This is a genomic window from Anaerolineae bacterium, from assembly GCA_016931895.1.
GTDB lineage: Bacteria > Chloroflexota > Anaerolineae > 4572-78 > J111 > JAFGNV01.
Genome location: JAFGDY010000007.1, coordinates 26,330 through 49,503, shown reverse-complemented (window position 1 = coordinate 49,503; position 23,174 = coordinate 26,330). Strand labels below are relative to the sequence as shown.

The following is a 23,174-nucleotide window of genomic DNA, read 5'->3' as shown; positions in this document are numbered from 1 at the left end:
TTGGATGAAAGGCCAAAGGCACGAACACGCCGCTCCAAGTTTCTGGCTCTGGCGCCTGCTACTTAACATAAATTCACCAACAGTATCTATTATTCGCTAATTTCAATTTAACTATCTATGTCCCGTTTCTCCAGCCCCAACACCCGGATTACGGGAACAACAAACAGCAGGCCCGTATGGTGACGGGTAAAGTCGCCGACAATCCGCTCGGTGGCGGCAATGGCCTGTTCCAGAATTGTTTCGTCCTCAATTACGCTAAAAAGCGTGCGGTGATGCAACTCCCGGCTGACCAAAAGATCGCGAATAGAAGGGAACAGAGGAACATCATCTCGCATAGCCTTGCGCAGATGTCCCACCCCGGTGCTTTCCAAGATAGTTATCCCGGCGGGCCCCAACCTCTTCCCAGGCATCCAAAATGGAAGAACATTGTTCCAGGTTATCCAATACAAAAACCAACATATAAGCCATAATTATTTCTCCTTCATACAAGGTATCATCTATTTATGTTGATCATTTACCGGCGGGCATTTGGTATGTGACCATTTCTTAACCCTAACAACCTGCTTCACGTCTCAAGTTTTTGGGAAACTTTTACCGGCTCCGGTTGTTCAGTGGTTTTTGGATAAAGCGCCCGCAACATAATTGGCGTCAGCAACGTGGTGGCAATGACCATCAACACCACGCTGGTAAACACCTCTTCCGTAACCAGGCCAACGCCAAGCCCAACCGAAGCCACAATCAGCCCTACTTCGCCGCGGGAGGTCATCCCTACCCCCAGCCGCAGCGCTTCGCTCCGGGAGAAGCCTCCCCACAACGCCCCCAGGCCGCCGCCAACTATTTTTGAGAGTATGGCAATGCCAACAATGACTAAGGCAAAAGGCAAGCCGCCAATTCCCAGACTCCGGACATTGGACTCCAGGCCAATGCTCACAAAAAATATCGGCACCAACCAGCCATAGGCCAGGCTTTGAATGGATGTTTCAATTTGCCGCCGCAACGACGTTTTTGTAAAAAACAACCCGGCCAAAAAAGCGCCGGTAATGGCGGCTATGCCGCCCAGGGCTTCGGCTGTCCAGGCATAAAGTAGCGTAATTACAATAACCAACGCGATCACGCCCTGGCTGATGGGCAGCCGGTCAATGGCGGCAGTCAGGCGGGGAACAAAACGCATTCCCAACCAGATACCTCCTACCAGAAAAGCGACCATCTTAACCAATACCCACAAAACGGCCCCAATCCCCCCGCCCCCCTCTCCAACCAGAGCAATAAAAAACGAAAGAAGCACAATGTCCAATACATCATCAACCACGGCTGCCCCCAACAGGGCCACGCCCACTCGGCTGCGCAGCACCTTCAATTCCATCAAGGTCTGAGCCGAAATACTGACGCTGGTAGCGGCCAGTACCAGGCCAATGAAAAAGCCCTGTTGCAGATCAAAACCAAAGGGGATGGCCGCTATTGCCCCTAAAATCACCGGCGCTGCCACGCCCATAACCCCGGCCAGCAGCGCCGGCCGCCCGGCGTGTCGCATGGCCTCAATATCTATCTCCATTCCGGCAATGAACATTAAAAACAAAACGCCCAGGTGAGCCATCTGGCGGATAGTTTCTTCTAAATGCTCATCGCTAAACACGGGCCAATGGAGCATATTCAGCACTGTCGGCCCCAGAATCAAGCCAACCAGTAATTCACCCAACACTGCCGGCTGTCCTGCCCGGGTACTCAGATAGCCCCCCCCTTTGGCGGCTACAATAATAATGACCAGGGCCAATAACAATTGTAATAGGGGATCCATAAATCTTGACTCCTTATCTCATATTTGACTCCACTGAAAAAAGTCGGACTTTTAGAAGCAGCCACTATATCTAGGCATATAATCGACCTTTACCTACTATATGTAGTATGGTAATGCACAAAAGTCCGACTTTTCACCCTTTTTTCAGGAGAGTCATATTTCATCTTGAGCTTTACAAAGAAATGGTAGATTCCGGCTCTTCGGTAAGCGGCGTGACCGCTTTCTCGGGATCTGAATGAACTATGGCCGATGGCTGTTCCGCTGGCAGTTTCACCAGCTTATGATGAAGATAACTCCCCAGAACTTTTACGGTAGCCATAGCCGGAACCACAATCAACGCGCCCAAAACACCGCTCAAGGCCAGGGCCGTAATCAGACCCACAAAAACCAGGCCCGGATGCAGGTGCAATTTCCGCCCCATCAGTTGAGGACGCAGCCACAGGTTGTCTACCTGTTGAACCAGGGTGTAGACCAGAATTAACATCAACACCAGGCCAACAAGCGAAAAAGGCACCAGTCCGGCCCGAAACAGCCAGATGACCAATAGCGTGCCAAGCGCCATCAAAATGGTTAAAACCAGGAAAATAAAGAGTTGGACGCGTAAAAATAAGCTCCAGACCTCGTCAATCTCATCCAAAAGAAAGCGGGTGTCATCTTGATAACGGGCCGGAGCCAACCCCACCAGCCAGGGTTTGATTTTGGGACCGTCTTTAAGCAAGTAATAGAGACTGACCAAAATCACCGAGCCCCATAACAGATTGGTTGTTACTCCTGAAAGAATATGGAACGACCTTTCTGACACGGTTTCGAAAAGATTTCCACCCACCTGTTCCAGGTTTTCCAATAAGAGCCGGGGATAGAAAGAAAATCCCAGTAAAACTATTGGTTGAGCCAACCAATTTTCCAATTCGGCTATGGCCTCTAGCAGTTCATACTCAAGATAATGAAACTGGTTGACGGCTATCGCCCCTAGACCTGCCGGAATCCCTGCCAGAATCAACAGAAACATCAGGTAAACAATGCCCACGGCCAGTGGCCGGTTCAATCGCGTCCAGCGAGTGAGCAGCCGGACCGCAGGGGCCAACAGATACGCCAAAAGCGCAGCAATAGTTAACGCTTCCAACAGCGGGCCAGCCAGCACTACCAGTAAAACGGCTCCAGCCAGGACAGCCGCCACCGCCAAAATACGGGCTGTGTAAAACCAAAATCTATCCATCAAGGTACCTTTGTTTTATTCGCGTAAAAAGAACCCTAAAATGGTGCCGCTAACCACGTCCAAATCAATCTTGACCGGGTTGACCTCTTCACCCACCGCTTCTGATATAATCTGCTGCCACTGAGGTCCAACCTGTTCCATAATGTGTTCGCCAAATTTCTTAAGGGTTGATCGCCCCGCCTCGGTGCCAACTATCCGTTGTTCGGCCGGGGTTAACACGCCTTCCAGCAAAACTGTAATGGCCTGCCGGTTCATAACCACAACGGCCCGGCTGGGGCGATTCCCTGTGTAATTTTCCCAGAAATCCTGGAGGCTTTGCCCCACTTTTAATTGCAACGCCTGAGTTTTGGTTGTCATTAGTCGCAGCCACCTTTCTCTGGTTGGTTACGTGCCAAAAATTATCTCTTTACCTGACTACACCGGTGCAATTGTTCTATCCGGCCTGACCATCAACACCGAATAATGGATATCAAACACATCTTGCTTCTTATATTTGCCCCAACCAACCGCGTCGCTCCATCCACTTGGCCAGCTCTAACACCGGCGAAACGGTGAAAGCCAGGGCCCCCACAATAATCCAATCAGTCAACCGCAGGCTGTAGGTGGTAAACGGGGCGTGCAGGAAAGGCAGGTAAACAATCAAGGCCAGCAGCAGCAGTTCCCACCCTACCGCCAGGTTGAGCCATTTGTTGGCCAAGGGCCGGTTGAATACCGATTGGCGGTCGGAACGGAAGTTGTAGGCTTTGAAAAACTGAATGAGCACCAGCGAGACAAAGGTCATGGTCATGGCCTCGGCAATGCTGCGCCCGGAATTGAGCGCCCAGGCAAACAATCCCAGGTTGACCAGCGTTGACCACAAGCCGCCCACCATTAACAGGATGACCACTGGCCGGGTAAAAATGCCTGTCCGCGGGTCGCGCGGCTTGCGGCGCATCAGTCCCTTTTCCGGCGGGTCTACGGCCAGGGCCAGGGCCGGCAGGCCATCGGTGGCCAGGTTCACGTATAAAATTTGCACCGCCGTTAACGGCAGGGGCAGGCCCAACAGGGTCGCTCCGGCCATCAAACCAATTTCGCCCACGTTAGACGAAAGCAAATACATTAAATATTTTTTGATATTGCCAAAGATGCCGCGCCCTTCTTCTACCGCCGCGACAATTGAGGCAAAATTGTCATCGGTAAGGGTGATGGCGGCCGCCTCTTTGCTGACATCGGTGCCCGTAATGCCCATGGCCACCCCAACATCGGCTTTTTTGAGGGCTGGGGCGTCGTTCACCCCGTCGCCGGTCATGGCTACAATGTGGCGCTTTTGTTGCAGGGCCGTAACCACGCGCAGTTTATGGGCCGGAGAAACGCGGGCGTAAACTTCAATATTCTCCACTTCACGCTCAAATTCCGTTTCACTCATAGCTTCCAATTCTACGCCCGTCACCACCCGGCCCGTTTTGAGAATGCCCAACTCGCGGGCAATGGCCTGGGCGGTCAGGGGGTGGTCGCCCGTGATCATGACCGGCTTGATACCCGCTTCTTCACACGTTCGAATAGCAGCGGCCACTTCAACGCGAGGCGGGTCAATCATTCCCACCAGGCCCAGAAAAACCATATCGCGTTCCGCATCCTCAATTTCGGCCGTGGGCTTATAGGCTACAGCTAATACCCGCAGGGCCTCACCGGCCATTTGTTGGGCGACGGCCAAAACAGATTCGCGGGCCGCATCATCAAGCATCAATGCTTCATTTTCACTCAACTGCTGCCGGCATGAGTCCAGAATGATCTCGGGAGCGCCTTTGGTATAGGCCACCGGGCCATCGGGGGTGGCGTGCAGCGTGGTCATGCGTTTGGTTTCAGAGGTGAATGGAATTTCGTTAGTGCGGGGAAATTGGGTCTCAAGATCGGCCTTGTCCAGCCCCGCCTTGGCCGCGGCCACGACCAGCGCTCCTTCGGTGGGGTCGCCTTTAATATCCCAACGGCCATCGTTTTGCACCAGCCGGGCATCAGAAGCCAGGGCGCCGCCGCGCAGCAACGCCAGCAAGGGCGCAGAGGGCGTTACGGTTGAGCCGTTTTGGGAAAATGCGCCGTTGGGGCTATAACCGGCCCCGGACACCTCAAAGGTATGCCCGGCGACAAAGATTTGGCGAACCGTCATCTCGTCTTTGGTCAAGGTGCCGGTTTTGTCGGAGCAGATTATTGAGGTGCTGCCCAGCGTTTCCACAATGGGCAAGCGGCGCACCAGGGCGTGGCGTTTGACCATGCGCTGCACGCCAATTGCCAGCGAGATAGTGACTACCGCCGGCAGCGCCTCCGGCACGGCGGCCACCGCCAGGGCAATGCCAAAGATGAACATTTCTAAAGCGGGCTGGCCGCGCAATAACCCCAAAATAACAATGAGCAATACAATGCCCAACGTCGCTTTGGCCAGGGTTTTGCCTACTCTATCCAAGTTCTCTTGCAGCGGCGTTTTGCCAACTTCTACGGTTTGCAGCAGCCCGGTGATCCGGCCAAATTCGGTCTCCATGCCGGTGGCTACCACCACAGCCTGGCCCCGGCCATACGTAATAACCGTGCCCGAATAGATCATATTTTTGCGGTCGCCAATGGCTAATTGGCCGTCGGCCAGCGGGTTGGTGTGTTTGCTCACCGGCACCGACTCGCCGGTAAGCGCGGCTTCTTCCACTTGCAGGTTGATTGATTCGACCAACCGGGCATCGGCAGGCACTTTATCGCCCGCTCGCAAAAGAATGATGTCCCCCGGCACCAGATCGCGGGCCGGGATTTCAAACTCATCGCCATCACGCAACACAGTGGCTGTGGGCGCGGCCATCTGGCGCAGGGCGGCAATGGCTCGTTCGGCGCGATACTCTTGCACAAAGCCCAACAACACGGCAAACAGCACAATAACAGAAATGGCAATGGCCTCAACCCCGTGGCCAAGAAAGGCCGAAACCAGGGTGGCCAGAAGCAAAATGATTACCAGCACGTTCTTAAATTGCTCAAATAGAATAGTCCACGGTGAAATCTTGCCTTCGGCCTGCAACTCATTTACACCGTACTGGGCCAGGCGGCGGGTCGCTTCAACGTCGCTCAATCCTTTGGGATCAGTCTCTAATTCTTTAAAGATTTCGGCTATTTCTTTTTGATACCAATCAATCATTGTTTGTCCCTCAAAATATGTTAATAAATATTCGCCACGCTTTGTCAGGTAAACAAAAAGGCCAACACCAAAAATTACCCTGCCGGGTGATAAGGTGTTGGCCTAAATTACGGCTAATCTGCCCTGATTCAATAGCCTATCTTCCGTCTTATCTGCCAAACTGACAGTTATTCAATTGATTAAAATAGATTATAGCTTGATTGTTCTCTCAGGCAAAACCAGCAAGTGAAATTTGGTTTAGGCAATCAGAAATTGCTGTTTCTATAACCCCCTGTTAAAATGAGGTCTGAAAGCGGCAGACAAAGTTCTGACTTAAATAACAAGCTAATTTACGCGGCCGAGTTCGACGGTGCAGCGTTGAGGTCAAGAGATGAGCAAAAAAACCCGCGGGGAATATGAAGATGAATTTAGCCGGGCGATTATCAGGCTGGAGAAGGAATATTTTGGACGCGGCCCGGTAGAAATACGCACCTTCTTTCTGAATGATATGATCGTGGTGCGCCTGCGTGGCATTTTAGCGCAGGCGGAAGTAAAATTGTGTAAAACCACTGAGGGACAAGCCCTGGTTAAAGAAACTCGCCGCTGCTTGTTTGAGTCTTCCCGATTTTTACTTGAAAATGCGGTACGAGAGATTGTTGGCTGCAATGTTATCAGTTTGCATACCGATATGAGTACAAAAACGGGTGAACGAATCATTGTGCTGACGGTTGATACCAAGCTGGATGATTTGGTTAGGCCAACATCGTAGAAAAACTCATCGGGCCAAACTCCTGATTTGGTGTTGATGATAGTACGCCTGCTTTATCCCATTTCATGATAGGCTGGCCAACATGACTATTTCACCTATAGGTCACTTTCAACCCACTTACAGCTTGGGTATAACGTGAGTAAAGGGTGAGTATAATCTATAAGCTGACCATTTCGGATTGGCAACAATATACCACATAGCCGTTACCGATTTTTGGTAGTTCGGCTATAAAAAATCGTAAGCTTTCTTTGTACAGCCGGATTGGGTATTTTGTGATAGCCTGAATACATAATTTTTGATTGTGCTGGGATCAAATACGGTCAGACCGTCAAGTAAATCCAACCAGGCGTCGGTCCGTTTCCGTAGGCAGCCGTACACCCTCACTAATGACACACACAAATTCTAAACGTAAGTAGACATGTTTCTTCTCCTAAAATATGCCCCAGCCGCTTGTATCGTACCACAGGTTATGTTAATATTAAGGAAAACATAGTGGCGCCGGGTTTATGACGACCGGCGACCAACGACCAACGACGAAGGGCCAATGACCAATGATTAAATTTCGTCGTCTGTCGTTCGTCGTTCGTCGAAAATCTCGCGCCAGGAGAACAGCCATGGCCCCACTCTGGCAATCCATAAAAACCATGCTCAACCGGCTCGCCGGAGCGATCCCCGGCAGTCGCGCCCGCGCCGCCAGCGAGCCGATCCCCCGCTATTACGTCATCCAACCCGGCGACACCCTGTGGCGGCTGGCCCAGCGCTTCCACACGACCGTGCCGGAATTGGCCGAGGCCAATCATCTTGAAAACCCCAACCTCATCATTGTGGGCCGGCGGCTCATCATTCCCACCGGCCAAGTTGAGCCGGAACCGGAACCCGCGCCAGCGCCCCCCCCAGAACCAACACCCGCCCCCCCGCCTACTCCTCCGCCCGGCGAGGCCTATTTTGACTACGAGGTCCAGCCCGGCGACACTCTCTGGCGACTGGCCCAGCACTTTGAAACCACGGTGCAAAAATTGGTTGACCTCAACCAGCTCGAGGATCGCAACCTGATTGTGGTGGGCCAAATCCTGCGCATTCCCCGCCGCCCTGAAACGCCGGAACCCACCCCGGAGCCAATTCCAGAACCAACACCCGCACCCAGGCCGGAGCCGGAACTCCCGCCCACAGGCGAACCGGTCAAAGCCCTTTACCTGACTTATTGGGCGGCCCGTCACGCCGGGCTGCGCAGCCACGCCCTGGAATTACTGGCCGAGACCGAACTGAACGCCATTGTGATTGATATTAAAAGCGATACTGGCGACTTTCTCTTTTCCGCCTTCACCACCCCCACCCTCACCGAGGCCGAACTGGCCGCCGTCATGCACACTGCCGAAGGGGAAACATACGAGCAGCTTGACCTCTCCTGGGCGCGAACCACTGCCGCTGTCGCAACCTACGACGAGGTGCGCGACTTCAGCTCGCTGATGGCCTGGCTCAAGGCCCACGGCATTTACACCATTGCCCGCATTGTGGTGTTCAAAGACGATGTGCTGGCCCAACAACGGCCCGATCTGGCCATTAAAGACAACCGCACCGGCCAGCCCTGGCGCAATGATAAAGGCGTGGCCTGGACCGACCCCTTTCTGCCGGAAGTATGGCAATACAACGCCAACATTGCCCTGGCCGCCGCCCAACACGGCTTTGACGAAATCCAATACGATTACATCCGCTTCCCCACCGACGGGCCTACCGAATACGCCCAATACGCCGCCGAAAACACGCCCGAAACCCGGCAGGCTGTCCTGGGCAGCTTTTTGGCCCTCACCCGCGACACCCTCCAAAACAACCCGGTCAAAATGGCCGTGGATATGTTTGGCTATCCCTGCTGGCGCGCCGACGACCCCGGCATCGGCCAGGTCATCGAAAGCCTGGCCCCCCACATTGACGTGTTGTGCCCCATGCTCTACCCCTCCACCTTTGGCGCGGGTCTGCCCGGCTACCCCCAATACAACCAGGCCATTGCCTTCCCCTACGAGGTGGTTTACCTCAGCACCGTCCGGGCCGTGGAGCGGCTGAAAAAAGTTAATCCCCAGGCCGTTGTGCGCGATTGGATTCAAGACTTTCCCGATTACCGTTTTGACGGGCGCACCTACACCCCGGCAGAGATCCGCGCCCAGATACGCGGGGCCATTGAGGGTGGCTCCCGGGGCTGGATGCTGTGGGACCCGCGCAACCTCTACACCCGCGAGGCCCTTGCCTCCGCTCAGGAGCCGGAACCGGCGCCCCCGCCCACCCTCACCCTGCCCGCCTACCCGCCTAACCTCATGGGTAATATTCTTATCCTGGAATACCACAACATTGCCGAACCCGAAGGGCGCTGGACGCGCACCCCGGCCAACTTCCGCCAGGACCTGGAATATTTACTCAGCCACGGCTTTTACCCGGTCAATCTGATTGACGTGGTGCGCGGTAACCTGGGCCACGTGCCCAAAGGCCGCCGGCCGGTGGTGCTTACCTTTGACGACTCCACCGCCGGGCAATTCCGCTACCTGGCCGACGGCAGCCTTGACCCCGACTGCGCTGCCGGTATCCTCCAGGTTATGCACCAACAACACGGCGACGACTGGCCCCTGCGGGCTACCTTTTTTGTGCTGCTCAACGCCGACGAGCCGGGCCCGCCTCTCTTTGGCCAGGGCGACAGCGGCCCGAAAAAACTGCGCGCCCTGGTGGAATGGGGCATGGAAATTGGCAGCCACACCATTAACCACCGTCACCTGGGCCAGGCCACGCCGGAACAAATCAAATGGGAACTGGCCGTCTCCCAGAATCGCCTGGAGGCCCTGCTGCCCGGCTACCGGGTGCGCTCCTTTGACCCGCCCTTTGGCGCGTACCCGGCCGACATTGGCCTGCTCAAAGAAGGCTACTCGGAGTCGGCCGGGCTGGCCTACCAATACGAGTGCGCCGTGAAAGTGGGGGCGCAGCCGGCCCCGTCGCCCTTCTCGCCTGATTTTGACCCCTACCGCCTGCCCCGCGTGCAGGCTTACCAGCCAGAACTGGATAAATGGCTGCCCCATATCGAGCGCCACCCGGAGTTATACTACGTCTCCAACGGCGGCGAGGGCGAGACCCCCACGGTCACCCTGGCTGCGGTCAGTCTCCCCTCCGGCGAGACGCCGGAAAGCCAGGCCGCCGCTTTCCACGTTGACCCCCACCCATGGCCGCGCCTGATCGGGCCGGACGGCCAACCCTTTTTCATTGTGGGCGTCAACTACGAGGGCTACTTTGACCGGGCCTGGCACATGTGGGATGAAGACAAATACGACCTGGCCCTGATTGAAAAAGACTTCCGCAAGGCCCGCCAGGTGGGCTTCAACGCCCTGCGCCTGTTTGTGCAAACCCCGCTGGAAAAAGAACTGGCCGCCGGCAATTTTGACCGACTGGACCTGGTGCTGGAACTGGCCCAACGCCACAAACTGGCTGTGCTGCTGGCCCTCAACGACGACCACAGCGGCCACCTGACCCGCAACGGCGAACTGAACGCGGCCATTGCCGGGCATTATCGCGGCCATCCCGCCCTATTGGGCTACGACCTGGAAAACGAACCCAAGCTGTACCACCTGCTGGTGGCCCGTTACGCCGACGACCAACCCGCGCCGGTGCAATCCCCGGCCCTGACTGACCATTACGGCGAGCGGGTCAGCCGGGCCGGGGTGGAGCAAATGCGCCAGGAGGGTCGCATCCCGGCCTCGCTCAGCGGCGACATGGCCTACTATTACGCCAACGCCCTGCAATTCTTCCTGGAGTTCAACGAGGCTTATAATGAATGGCAGCGCCAGACCGGACAAATGGTAACAGAGTTCATCACGTCGCCCGCCGCAGCCCCCTGGCAAACCTACCTCCAGGTAATGAACGATACCGTAGCAGCCTGGATCACGCCCCAACTGGCGCCCCTCCGCGCCGCCGACCCCACGGCCCTGGCCACCATTGGCTGGGACTGGCTCTTTTTTGCCTCCCTCTCTGCCAATCACGTCCTCGACTTTCAGCAGTTCCATTTATACGGCCCGCGCAGTTTGGGCGGTCTGCGGGCGCTCCTGGCCATGCTGGACAGCCTGAAGCGCCGCTTCCCCGATATGCCCGTGATGGTGGGCGAGTTTGGTTACTCCAACGCCACCGGCAGTAACCCGGCCCGGTCGCAATTGGTCTCCCAAACCATCACCGCCCTTTACGAAGGCGCGCTCATGGCCTACCTGCGGGCCAACGGCTTGGCCGGGGGCATGAAGTGGATGCTTAACGACGCCACCGGCCTGGACAATCCCTTTGAAGCCAACCTGGGGGTGTACAGTCCCGGGGACCAGCCCAAAGTGGTGGCCAAAGTGATTGAAAACTACGCCACCTTATGGTCGCACCGGGCCGAAACCGGCGATTTTAGCCTGCGGGATGACCCGCTGGCCGAGATTGCGTATCGCCACACCCTGCCTGGCGTTTCCATTATGGGCGGGGGGCGGCACCAGGATTTGGCCCTGGATTGGCAGGCCAGTGAAGGCACCCACCTTTACCTGGCCTGGGCCGAGAATATCACGGTTAAAGCCATGGCCGGCGGACAAATTGCCCTTAACCCGCCGGAACTGCTGCCGGATTGGGCCGGCCATGCTTCTATTTTGTACCGCCTGGAAGAGGGCCAACGCATTCGCCTGAACGTTTTTCCGGCAGACGAGCGCGCCACCTGGACGGTGCAGGCCAACCAAACTTACGTGATGGCCAAAGGGGCCAAAAAACCTCAACCGCCGGAACCCGGCCAAATCCCCCAACCCGGCCCCGGCGAGCACGTTATCCTGCTGCCCGATACCCAGGCTCACCTGGACGCGGCCCGGGCTTACCTGGATGCCTTCCGGCCCGACGTTAGTTTCCAACCCCACCAGGCTGTGGGACGCTGGCCTTACGTGACCATTGGGGGCGATAGCAGCAGCATTAGCGCCGCCCAAGAAACGGCCCTGCGCAACGCCGGGGCCTGGGTGGAGCGCGTGGCCGGCGACACCATCGCCGGGACCAAAACCTTACTGAACCGGCTGGCTGCTTCAGGGCATCGCTTTCTGGCCGGCGCGCCCGAACCTCCGCCCACCCCGGAGCCGGAACCGGAACCACCCCCACCTCCTGAACCCGAACCCGGCACTTACACCGTCCAGCCGGGCGACACTTTATGGCTGATTGCGGTTAAAGTATACGGCACCGGCGGGCTGTGGTACCTGATCTTTGAGGCTAACCGCGACCTGCTGGATGACCCCGGCCGCATCCGGCCCGGCCAGGTGCTCAAAGTGCCGGCCAAACCATAAACAAAACGTAACTATTCACCCTGTTTCCGATGTCACTGCGAGCCAGAGGCGAAGCAGTCTCCATCCGGCATTGGAGATTGCTTCGGGCTATGCCCTCGCAATGACAAGCCAAGAAGGCGAATAGTTACAACAAAACATCCGGCCCTGTTTGCGTATTTTCCCCATTTCAATAGTATTAACTGGCTGTACCTTTTGGGAGAAGAAACCTATTATTTGGGGACAGCTTGAGCTTCCAAGAACTTATCCGCAGCCTGGCCATTTGCGCCTATGACTGATATATTTATTGATAAAACGTCGTCTCGCGGCTTGGTCAAATCAAAGCCGGCCCTCAATATCCGCTGGCAGCAACTGGCCCTGCCCCTGGGCGTTTTTTTGGTCATTCTATTACCGCGCCTGCTCACCCTCAATACCTTTCTCACCGCCGACGAAGACGACCAGATCAACTTTGCCCATCTTTTTCTCAAATCAGCCTTACAGGGCGACTGGAGTGGGGCGCTGGTATTGGGTTATCCCGGCGTGCCCACCCTGATTTTGGGGGCCGGCGGGGTTGGCCTGCGTTATCTCTTTCATTATATGGGGTGGCTGCCCCTGCCCTGGGTCACCGCTGATCTGCTGACCACCCTGGAGCAAGTGACCCCCCAATTTGGCGTATTTGCCTATCCCCTGGACTTTTTGCTGTGGGTGCGCGTGCCCCTGGCCCTGGTCGCCTCGTTGAGCATTTTTGGCATTTACCGGCTGGCCCGGCGGCTACTGGATGAACGGCTGGCCCTGTTAGGCACCCTGATCATTGCCTTTGACCCCTTTATCCTGGCCCACACCCGCGTGATCCACGTAGACGGCCCCCTGGCCTACTTTATGTTTCTCTCCTTTTTGGCCTTTTTGCTTTATTTAGACCAGGGCGGCTGGAAATGGCTGGTGCTGTCCGGTCTATTTGGCGGGTTGGCTGCCCTCAGCAAAACGCCCGCAGTTCTGCTTGGCCCCATCTTGGTGATTAGCGGTTTATTTTACGCCCTCTGGCCCCCATCCGGCCTGGCCCGTTCAACCCGCTGGAAAAGGCTGGGCATTGCCCTGGTAGTGTGGGGCCTGGTGGCCGCAGCGGCCTTTTTTGCCCTGTGGCCCTCTATGTGGGCCAGGCCGGCTTACGCCCTGCAATGGATTATCCAGAATATCCAGAGCGTCAACCGCACCGCCCACCGCACCACGGGCATTTTTTGGGGCAACCGGCAAAGCGACCAGAACCCGCTCTATTACTTAATTGTTTTTCCTTACCATCTCACCCCCCTCACCACCGTCGGCGTGATGGGGGCAGTGGGGCTGATAGGAGCCGGGTTGGTGGCCTATTGGCGCAAAACCAACGACGCGCTGAATAACTGGCTCCGTCGCAGCCTGCCCCTGGCCCTGAGCCTGGTGGTTTACGTTATTGCTTTCATCATCCCGGTGTCCGCCATCTCCCGGCGCGGCGACCGTTACATTCTGCCGGTGTTTTTTGCCACCGGCCTGCTTTCGGCGCTGGCGCTGTGGTGGCTGGCCGCGCTGGCCCTCAAATATCTGCCGCCCGGCCTGGTCAACCGATTTGGGCTCACCCCAACCCGGCTGGTGAGCGCGGCGATACTCGTCCAGGCCCTCCTGGTTCTGTTCTACCATCCCTATTACCTGGCTTACTTCAACCCCCTCATGGGGGGAGGGCGCACGGCCCCTTACCGGATCAACATTGGTTGGGGCGAAGGGCTGGATTTGGCCGCCCGGTACTTAAATGAAACTACGGGCTTGCCAAAACCCCAGGTGGCCGCCTGGTACAGCGGCCAATTTGCCCCGTTTTATCGCGGCCCAACCATTGACCTCTCTAACCACAGCGCGGCCCTGACCGGGGAATACACGGTATTTTACATCAACCAGGTACAGCGCAGTTTTCCCAGCCGGGAACTGCTGGCCTACTTCCAGCAGCGCAACCCGCTGCACGTCATCGAGCTGGGCGGGATAACGTATGCCTGGATTTACCCGGGGCCGGTGATCAGTCAAAACCCGCCCAAACGTTATGCTTTTCCGGTTGAGGCCTTGTTGGGCGGCGGCGCCGGCCTGATTGGCCTGGATATCCCCCAAACCACCATGCCGGTTGACGCTTATGCCCTCTCCCCCCAGGAGAAAAAGGCGGCGGCTGAACTGCCCTACGGCCCAGTTGAGGGACTGCCTGTAACCCTTTATTGGGAAACCGTCGGCAAAATCCACGGGGAACACAACATTTATATCCGCCTGATGGATGACGCCGGCAACGTCTGGGGCCAGGTTGACCGCATGATCCTGAGCGGCCTGTGGCGCCCCGACCGCTGGTATACCGGCTACTTTTTACGAGATGAATACAAACTGGCCATTGACCCGGCCACGCCCCCGGGCGCGTATCACTTTGAAGTGGGGATGTACGATTTTGTGACCGGCCAGAGCTATGGCGTGGCCAAAAATATTGGCCAGCTTACCCTCACCGCGCCCCGCCGGGTTCCCCCACCCAACCCGCTCAACCTGCCCACCACCTTGTCCACGGCGCTCAACCCATCGCTTACGCTGGTGGGGCACAATTACCGGGATACCCAACTTCCGCCCGGCGCAGAGGTGGTGGGCAAAATCTTCTGGCAGGCCGCCAAAGCCGGCAACCCCGATTATGGGCTTGAATTTTCCCTGGTCACGCCTGACCGCAAAGCGTACGTGATTGCCGAAATGCCCCTATCCCCGGCATACCCGCCTTCACAATGGCGGCGTTCCGAGATTGTGGCCGGGGCCTATCGTTTTCGCATTCCGGCCATTGCCCCCCCGGGCCAATACCCCCTCTACGTGAATGTGGTTGATCCTCAAACCGGGCAGGGCCTTGGCCCGGTCACGGTGCTGGCCAATATTACTGTTGAGGCCCAGGACCGAAATTTTGAATTGCCCGCGGGCGTTACGCCTATTTCGGCCTATCTCAACGACGAGATTGAACTGGTGGGCTACAAGTTGGTGGACCATACCGTAACCCCCCGCCATTCCTTTGGCTTAAGGCTCTACTGGCGTAGCCTTAACTTTGCCGATACCAACTACACCGTTTTTGTGCACGCCGTTGGCCCCGACCAGGTGATCCGCGGCCAGTGGGACAGCCAGCCGGCGCAAGGCGAAGCGCCAACCAGCGGCTGGATACCCGGCGAGGTGGTGGAAGACTCCTACCAGATACCTATGGCCAAAGATGCCCCGCCCTGGAAGTACGACATTTTTGTGGGCATGTACGACCCCCTCACCGGCGAACGCCTGCCCCTATCCAGCCCCAACGCGCCCGTGTCCAACAACCGGGTCTGGTTGACCCGCGTGCAGGTGGTAGAACAGTAAAACAACCCTCAACAGGGCAACAAACCCTTATGCGCAAATTACGTTTTACATTTTACCCCAGAGAAGGGGCCATCCTGTTACTCTTTATCCTGCTCAGCCTGGTGATGCTCTACCCGCTTTCCACTCACCTGAGCAGCATGGTCCCGGACCCCACCGACCCCCTGCTCAATGTATGGCGCATGCAGTGGAACGCGCGCGCCTTTCTCAACGGGCCAAACGGCGTGGCCAACTTATTCAACGCCAATATCTTCTATCCCTTCCCCCTGACCCTGGCCTACAGTGAACACTTTTTAATGATCACGGCCCAGGCCCTGCCCTTTCTGCTGCTGGCCGAGGGGCATTTATGGGGTATGAATGTATCCGTACTCCTTACCTTTATCCTGTCCGGTTACGCCATGTACCTGCTGGTTGCCGCCTGGACCGGCCGGCGCTGGGCCGGGCTGGTAGCCGGGCTGCTCTTTGCTTTCTCGCCCCACCGTTTTGGCCAACTTAATCACCTGGAATTATTGGTCACTCAATGGCTGCCTTTAACTCTACTGACCCTCCACTGGGCCCTGACCCGGCCTGGCCGGCGCTACCCGGCCTTGTTCATCATCTTCTTTAACCTGCAAGCCCTGTCAGGCACGCACTACGCTTTTAACCTGACAATTGCCTGCGCCTTACTGACCCTGGTTTACGCCCTCACCCGGCGCATTGCCTGGCGGCGCGGGCTGTGGCTGGCTGCGGCTGTTTCCCTGGCCGTTACCCTGCTGCTCAACTGGCCGGTGTGGCGCATGTACCTGCGCTTCAGCGACAATATGGGCGCTATCCGCACGCCCGGCGAAGTGCGTATCTACAGCGCCGCCCTCACCGACTATTTCACCAGCATCCCCCACAACTTTATCTACGGCAAACTGCTGGGCACCTTTGGCCGCTGGCAGCCGGCCGGCCACCAATTCCAGCCCTTAATGCCGGTAGGGGTGACCGGCCTGCTGCTGGCTCTGCTTGGCCTGGCAGCCCTCTTCTGGCCAAAGGCCAGGCGCAAACTTGCCCTGAGCGAAGTCGAAGGAGCAGTCAAAGGATCGCCAATCGCCTCAACCTACGCTTTCTCCACCACCCTCTTTTTGCTTCTTCTCACCCTGCTGGGCCTGCTGCTCTCCTTTGGCCTTAACGAAGAAGCCCTCGGCCCGGGGCTGGTTCCGCTCTTAAGATATTCGCCCTACGCCTGGCTCTATGAACACGTAGCCCTATTTCAAGGCATTCGTGTGCCGGGCCGGTACGGGATTTTGGTGGTGCTGGGTTTGGTTGGCTTGGCCGGATGGGGAGTGGCCTGGATTATGAATCGCCAATGGCCAACCCATCTTGAGCCTTGTCCTGAGCGAAGCCGAAGGAGCAGTCGAAAGATCGCTAATCTTTTGGTGATTGTCTTGGCCGGGCTGATTTTAGTAGAGTATTGGTCTGCGCCGTTGGTTGGCCCGGAGTTTCCGGGCGGACGGGAGATTGCGCCGGTATATTCCTGGCTGCAACAGGAAACGCCGCCGGAGACGGTGGTGCTGGAACTACCCTTTCAGGGCGCGTCAGAATTTATTTACGAATACTATGCCTCCTACCACTGGCGGCGACTGGCCAACGGCGGCACGGGCTACACCCCGCCTATTTACAAAGAATTGCGCCAATGGTTCAACGCCTTCCCCGATGCTCGTTCGGTGGACGTGGCCCAACAACTGGGCATTGACCTGGTTATTTTGCATCCAACCTCTTACAGCCCGGAAAACTGGCAGCGCGCGCTGGCCGACCTGCCGCTTTATCTGCCGGCGATTGCCCAAATTACCCAGGTGGGCGACGATCTGGTTCTGCACCTGGCCGAGCCGTCCTGCCAGGCCGAACCCGGCCTGGTGCAGGCCACCCTCACCCCAACTAAACTGGACGGGTTGCCCTACGCTGCCCAGGTGGCCTATCACAATCAAGGAGCGGCGGCTTTTGTGGCCGATGTGCAGCAGGTCAGTTATTTAACTTTTACCAAAGGCTCCCGGAAAAACTTTACCGAACCGCTGGTTACTCCCGCCAACGAAACCCAAGCCGTCATCATTCCCTTACAAAATTCAGCGCCAGCAGCCAACCTGGCCGGGGCCTGGCTGGCTACGCTCAACCGCACCATCTCGCTTGAAACCCCGGCCGCTGGCGAAAGACAGGCCCCTGCCCCAGACGATGGAGACGAACCGGGGCAGCCCCTTGGTTTGCAATTTGCCGATGGACCCCGGCTGCTGGCCTATGATTTTACGCCCCAGAGTCCGACTGCTTGCGGCCCCCTAGCCGTATCCCTGCAATGGACAGGCGGTCGAACCGGCGATACCGCCATTGTGCAACTGCTCGATCCTTTTGGCCGCGTGGCTATTGAACATGTGGCCCAACCCTGGACCAACAACGCCGGTGGGCTTGACACCCGCACTTTGTCCCTGCCCGGTCCGCTCCCGCCCGGACGCTACGGCCTGCGGGTTCTGGTCAAAGCGGACGACGGCTCGGAACGCCTGCCGGTCACCGATACCGGCGTTACCATCCCCACCGACCAGATTCCGCCGCTGCCGGTGGTCATTCATCCCGGCCCGCACGCGATGGCTATCCATGAACTTGCCGGACCGCCGGTGTTTGGCCGGGCCGTTAGTCTGTTAGGCCATCAGTTAACCCAGCAGCAGGTGGGGGCCGGTGACTGGCTGCGCTTCTCGTTGGTGTGGCAAGCAGAGCAATCCATAGAAACAGAACTGACCGTATTCACCCAACTGCTTGGTCCCGACGGCCAGGTGTGGGGCCAGCGCGACAACCAACCCGGCGGCGGCTGGTACAGCACCCCGTTATGGCCGCCCGGCCAGCCGGTTATTGACGATTACGCCTTTCAAATCCAAACCGGCGCGCCGCCCGGCCCCTATCGCCTGGTGGTGGGGCTGTATCATCGCGACACCCAGCAGCGCCTCCCCACCCAAACCGGCGCAGATTTTGTGGAAATAGGCACAGTGATAGTGGAATGAGCAAAGTTGAAGAAACGCAAAACGCAAACAGCAAACATACATGCAATAATTCCCTTTCTTTATCGTATGCAGGACGTTCGCGCTTCATCCCCCATTCCTCATCCTTCATCCTTCCTGCCCCCGTCGTCTACCTCCTCCTCAGTCTCCTTGTCACCTGGCCCCTACTGACCCATCTGCAAGGCTGGGTGCCCGGCTCCGGCGACTGGGGACAAAATATGTGGGCCTTGTGGTGGACGCGCCACGCCCTGCTGGCCCTGGCCCAATCTCCCTTTTTTACCCATTATCTCTTTTACCCGGCCGGCGTCACCCTGCTCTTTCACCCGCTGGACGTGTCTGACGGCCTGTTGGCCCTGCCGCTGTACGGGCTGCTGGGCAGCGACCTTACCTACAATAGCATCGTCCTGCTCTCGTTTGTATTGGGCGGGTGGGGCGCTTATTTGCTGGCCCTCTATTTAACCGGGCAGCGCCAGGCCAGCTTTGTGGCCGGGTTGATCTTTGCCCTATCGCCTTACCATTTCCTGCGCCTTGACCTGGGCCATCTGAACCTGGCCAGCCTGCAATGGATTCCCTTTTACGTCCTCTGCCTGCTCAAATTTATCCAACAAGGCTCCAAACGCTGCGCCGCTCTGGCCATCTTCTTTTTGGCCTTTACCGCCCTCAACTCCTGGTATTACGTTGTCTACTGCGGCCTGCTCTCCCTGGCCCTGCTCTTCTGGCCGCGCCCCAAATCAACCGCCAACCAACCTCTCCCTTCTCCATTCACCATTCACAATTCACAATTCACAATTCACAATTACTTCCTTCGCGCCGCCCGCATCGCCCTCGTCCTCCTCCTGGCCCTGCTCTTTCTCTCTCCCCTCTTGCTGCCCATGGGCCAATTGCTCAAAACCACTACCCTGGTTGGCGAGCACAACCCTTTGCGCCACTCGGTTGACCTGTACAGCTTTTGGGTGCCCGGCCCGCCCTCTACCTGGGCCGCCTGGTTTAAAGGCGTGTGGATTGCTTACGCCGCGCAGCAGCGAGAACCGGGCGCTTCGGCTTATGTGGGTTACACGGTGTTGGGGCTAAGTATCATTGGGTTAATGGGCGCTCGCTGGCGGCGGCAGGCCCGCTGGTGGCTGGCCGTGGCGGTGGGCTTTACCCTGCTGGCGCTGGGACCCCACCTGCAAATAGACGGGCAAATCTTGGACGTTCCCTTGCCCTATCACTGGCTGACCATCCTTTTTCCTGTGTTTGGACTCACCGGCATCCCCGGCCGGTTTGTGGTGATGACCAGCCTGGCCCTGGCCATACTGGCCGCTTATGGTCTGGCGACATTGACCGATTGGGGGCAAGACAAAATAATTCAGCGCTTCAATAAACCAAAGAACAGCGCGCTAAACCGCCTCTCTGCTCCCCTGCTGTCCCGCTTTATTTTAGGTCTTATCATCGCCCTACTCATCACGCTGGAATACCTGGCCGTTCCTCTCCGCCTGAGTGCAACCGAGGTGGATGACTTCTACCACACCCTGGCCGCAGATCCCAATCAGTACGCCCTTTTGGACATCAAATGGGACGCCAACTTTCTCCTGCACGCCCAAACCGTTCACCACAAACCCCTGATTGGCGGCTGGCTGGCCCGCCTGCCGCAAGAACAGGCCCTTTATCTGAACCAGGGCGGCCTGGACCAATCCTTTTTGTATTTGCTGCTAGGCCCGGCGGGCCAAACCATCACCGACCCCGCCGCCCGGCAAGCCGCCATCCGCGCCGCCCTGGCCGAACGCAATGTCCGCTACATCATTGATCACGACCACCTGGCCGGGCCGTTCATTGAACAATTCGTCGGCTGGCCGGTGGTTTATGAGGGGGAAAACATGGTGGTGTATGGGGTCGAAGGCCCACCTTAAGGCTGGCTTGGCCGGGGCCATGCTCCCACCACCAAGCGGCCTTCTTCGTCAACAACCAGGAGGGTTGACTCAACCGGGAAGTGCTGGCCGGAATCCGGCAGCCATAAGCCCAGGCGGAGAGTCAAGGGGGTGGCGGCGGACAAGACGGCCACCGGCAATGGCGTGATGTCCAGATGCATCAGTTTGGGCGTCCAGGTGGCGGTTGGACCTTCGCTCCGAACATCCCAGGCCCAGAGTTGATGGTCGGCCTGGGCCAGCACCTGGCCGGCAGGGTCTACCAGGTGGAGGTAGACGGTGTAGTTCTTTTCGGCGGGACGGGTCAAGCGCCAAGCAGTGACCAGCCCTTGACCGGCGTTATCCCCCGGAGAAACCGGGTCTGCGCCGGGATACACAGGCTGGTGATCAACAAAGTATCCCCAGAATTCAATGGCGCCCTGGTCAAAAGTGGCCTGGGCCTGGCCGGCGTACAAGGCCGGTTTGACCTGATAAAGCGCAAAGTCCCCCTGGCGATAAACGGGTTGAAAGTATTGAGCGTGGGCGTACTTTTCGGGATGGCGCATCGTCTCCCGTTCTGCCGGGCCAACAAAGGCGTAATCGGCGCCGAGGTTGCGGAACAATTGGTAGCTCCATAAGGGCAAGCCGTTGTCAAAAGCCTGCTGGCTCAAGGTATGGGCCAGGGCCAGCTCCGGCAGGGCCTGGTGAAAAACCACGGCCTCCCCGGTGGCAAAACTGACCGGGCGACTGCCCAACGAAAGCTGAAACCGGGGCGCGCCACGATACAAGCGGTGCTGCACCACGGGCAAAAGTTTATCCTGGGCATAAGTTACTTCCGGCAAGGCGCGCAGAGACTGGTAAACGTCCGGGCCTAAGGCCGGCTCGGACCAATACTTGGCCAGGCCCATGGCTATAAACTCCCACCCGGCATAGGCCACGCCCAAGACCAGCAACAACCCCAGGCCGGCGGCCAGCACGACCCGCCCCCAGCGGGCCAGGGTAGAGAGACGCGCCATAAAATACCCGGCAAAAAGGCCCAACACCAATTGGCCGGGCATAATGGCGCGCAGGCCCAAGTCGTTGTTCAACAGCAGGCCCAGGTCGGCCCAGCCCCGGCCAGAGGCAAAAAAGCTGACGGTGAGGAGACCGGCCAGCAACAGGAGAGTCCAGAAGGGGAGGAGGGAAGAGGGAGGAGGGAAGGGAGCAAAAGATCGCGGCTGGCCGGTTTGCAGATCAACCGGTTTATTTTGCCAAAAGAGGATCAGCCCGGCCAGACCGGCTACCAGGAGCGCGCCCAACTCGATAAAAAAATGCAGGGGCAGATCGAGCAGCCTGGCCCATAGGGCGTCGCCAAAATAAGCCTGAATAGGGCGTAAGAGGGGCCAGCTATCCAGCCGGGGAATTTCAAACACAAGGCCAGATTTAGGCGCGTGCGGGCCAAGCAACGACAGGATGAAGGGCGCGGCCACAACCCCAAAGGCCAGGGCAATGAAGGCATAACCCATAAACAAACGGCGGGCCGGCGCCCAGCCTTGTTGCCGATAAGCGGCGACAACCTGGCCCAGGCCAAACAAAAACAGACAACCGGCCACCACAGCCGCTATCCAGGTGCTATGCCCCAAAAGGGCAAACAGGAGCAGGGGCATTATCACCAACAGTTTGCGCCGATCTGTGACCTTAAGGTAAAGGTAACATCCCAGGCAAAGGATGGTCAGGCCGGTGAGGTGTTGAGGCACCCAGATGTGATGGGCAAAAAAGGTGTTAAGGCGCAACGACAGGGCCGACACCCAGTTGTCAATATGCTCACGAGGCAAAAACACGCCAGCCGGCAGCGGACCGTCGGGAAAATGCTCCCGGTATTTTTGAATAGTGCGATGGACAATGGGCACCACATCCAGCCCGCCAATCACGGTGACAAATGCCAACGACCACACCGCTGCCTTTTGACTGCCCAAGACTGTGCGAGCCAACAGAAAAAATACGCTGCTAAACCCGAGCGAGGCCAGCACAATAAAAATCACAAAGGTGTGGTGCAACATCGGCCCGCCGCTGTGCAGCAGGTCAAGCGCCGCCCCGTTAAGATGAAGAAAATAGTAATACACCAGTTCATCATGGGGGAACATACCATAAAAGAACATACTGGTCGGGGGAATGCCGGTATAGCGTAAGGCAAAGGCCACGCCGTAATGCTTTTGCCAATCCTCCATCTGCACCGGATAATAACCTTGCGCTGTTTCCAGTTCAAAATAAGCCAGGAAAACGCCCAACGCCGTAACCCCAATCAATAGCGCCGCCACCCACCAGGTGCGCGGCGTGGCATCCGCTGGTTCAGCCGGAGGGAAGGGTGGGGGAGTGGGGTCATTCCGGCTCACCCAGGCGGCCAGGGCGACAATATATAAAGGAAACACAATCAGCAGCAGCCAGCGACTAAGGCCAAACAGCAGGCTGCTCCAATAGATCAAAATGGGCGAAGTGACCATGCCCAACACCACGCTGAACACCACCTGGGCAAAGTCCCACCGCTGTTTGAACAAGCCCAACCAGCGCATCAACTGCGCGCCCGGTAAAATGGCCAGCAGAGCTAAACCACCCGCGCCAGCCAGCGGAAAGAAAGGCACAAAGGTGAACAGGATGGCGCCCAGGGTAAAATAGACGGTTCGTTTGAACCACTGAGATGATAGACGGGATTGCATCATACCTTGCCGGTTTTTACTTAGAAATTAAG

At 57.4% G+C, this 23,174-nt stretch carries 11 protein-coding genes; 5 read left to right on the top strand and 6 right to left on the bottom strand.

Annotation, left to right across the window (positions count from 1 at the left end; all coding sequences use genetic code 11):
- Window positions 1-107: 107 nt before the first annotated feature.
- The 5 genes from JW953_00560 to JW953_00540 all read right to left on the bottom strand — a co-directional run bounded on the left by JW953_00560 (window position 108) and on the right by JW953_00540 (window position 6,159).
- Complete coding sequence (locus JW953_00560) at window positions 108-371, bottom strand: hypothetical protein (protein ID MBN1991164.1); 264 nt, start codon at window positions 369-371, stop codon at window positions 108-110.
- Window positions 372-565: 194 nt separating this feature from the next.
- A complete protein-coding gene (locus JW953_00555; protein MBN1991163.1) occupies window positions 566-1,795 on the bottom strand; it encodes a cation:proton antiporter in 1,230 nt (409 codons plus the stop codon).
- A gap of 172 nt (window positions 1,796-1,967) precedes the next feature.
- Window positions 1,968-3,011 (bottom strand): AI-2E family transporter, encoded by a 1,044-nt coding sequence (locus tag JW953_00550; GenBank protein ID MBN1991162.1) that lies wholly within the window; start codon window positions 3,009-3,011, stop codon window positions 1,968-1,970.
- Window positions 3,012-3,026: 15 nt separating this feature from the next.
- A complete protein-coding gene (locus JW953_00545) occupies window positions 3,027-3,368 on the bottom strand; it encodes a DUF2294 family protein (GenBank protein ID MBN1991161.1) in 342 nt (113 codons plus the stop codon).
- 130 nt (window positions 3,369-3,498) lie between these two features.
- Window positions 3,499-6,159: a cation-translocating P-type ATPase gene (locus tag JW953_00540; GenBank protein ID MBN1991160.1), complete on the bottom strand. Its 2,661-nt coding sequence runs from the start codon at window positions 6,157-6,159 to the stop codon at window positions 3,499-3,501.
- Window positions 6,160-6,529: 370 nt separating this feature from the next.
- On the opposite strand from JW953_00540, the gene JW953_00535 reads away from it, so the two are divergent.
- The 5 genes from JW953_00535 to JW953_00515 all read left to right on the top strand — a co-directional run bounded on the left by JW953_00535 (window position 6,530) and on the right by JW953_00515 (window position 20,455).
- On the top strand, window positions 6,530-6,907 hold the full coding sequence (locus tag JW953_00535) for a DUF2294 domain-containing protein (GenBank protein ID MBN1991159.1): 378 nt from the start codon (window positions 6,530-6,532) through the stop codon (window positions 6,905-6,907).
- A gap of 614 nt (window positions 6,908-7,521) precedes the next feature.
- Window positions 7,522-12,219: a LysM peptidoglycan-binding domain-containing protein gene (locus tag JW953_00530; protein MBN1991158.1), complete on the top strand. Its 4,698-nt coding sequence runs from the start codon at window positions 7,522-7,524 to the stop codon at window positions 12,217-12,219.
- Between the two features lie 267 nt (window positions 12,220-12,486).
- Window positions 12,487-15,567, top strand: coding sequence for a glycosyltransferase family 39 protein (locus tag JW953_00525; protein ID MBN1991157.1), 3,081 nt, complete (start codon window positions 12,487-12,489; stop codon window positions 15,565-15,567).
- A 29-nt stretch (window positions 15,568-15,596) separates the two neighbouring features.
- Window positions 15,597-18,569 (top strand): hypothetical protein, encoded by a 2,973-nt coding sequence (locus tag JW953_00520; protein MBN1991156.1) that lies wholly within the window; start codon window positions 15,597-15,599, stop codon window positions 18,567-18,569.
- Complete coding sequence (locus JW953_00515; protein ID MBN1991155.1) at window positions 18,566-20,455, top strand: hypothetical protein; 1,890 nt, start codon at window positions 18,566-18,568, stop codon at window positions 20,453-20,455. The genes JW953_00520 and JW953_00515 overlap by 4 nt, the downstream gene beginning before the upstream one ends.
- On the opposite strand, the gene JW953_00510 is transcribed toward JW953_00515, so the two are convergent.
- Window positions 20,452-23,145: a hypothetical protein gene (locus tag JW953_00510; GenBank protein ID MBN1991154.1), complete on the bottom strand. Its 2,694-nt coding sequence runs from the start codon at window positions 23,143-23,145 to the stop codon at window positions 20,452-20,454. The genes JW953_00515 and JW953_00510 overlap by 4 nt on opposite strands.
- Window positions 23,146-23,174: the final 29 nt, after the last annotated feature.

Excerpts from the sequence above, each read along its gene's own strand:
- JW953_00555 (MBN1991163.1), bottom strand. The coding sequence starts at position 1,795 with ATGGATCCCCTATTACAATTGTTATTGGCCCTGGTCATTATTATTGTA.
- JW953_00550 (MBN1991162.1), bottom strand. The coding sequence starts at position 3,011 with ATGGATAGATTTTGGTTTTACACAGCCCGTATTTTGGCGGTGGCGGCT.
- JW953_00545 (MBN1991161.1), bottom strand. The coding sequence starts at position 3,368 with ATGACAACCAAAACTCAGGCGTTGCAATTAAAAGTGGGGCAAAGCCTC.
- JW953_00540 (MBN1991160.1), bottom strand. The coding sequence starts at position 6,159 with ATGATTGATTGGTATCAAAAAGAAATAGCCGAAATCTTTAAAGAATTA.
- JW953_00535 (MBN1991159.1), top strand. The coding sequence starts at position 6,530 with ATGAGCAAAAAAACCCGCGGGGAATATGAAGATGAATTTAGCCGGGCG.
- JW953_00530 (MBN1991158.1), top strand. The coding sequence starts at position 7,522 with ATGGCCCCACTCTGGCAATCCATAAAAACCATGCTCAACCGGCTCGCC.
- JW953_00525 (MBN1991157.1), top strand. The coding sequence starts at position 12,487 with ATGACTGATATATTTATTGATAAAACGTCGTCTCGCGGCTTGGTCAAA.
- JW953_00520 (MBN1991156.1), top strand. The coding sequence starts at position 15,597 with ATGCGCAAATTACGTTTTACATTTTACCCCAGAGAAGGGGCCATCCTG.
- JW953_00515 (MBN1991155.1), top strand. The coding sequence starts at position 18,566 with ATGAGCAAAGTTGAAGAAACGCAAAACGCAAACAGCAAACATACATGC.
- JW953_00510 (MBN1991154.1), bottom strand. The coding sequence starts at position 23,145 with ATGATGCAATCCCGTCTATCATCTCAGTGGTTCAAACGAACCGTCTAT.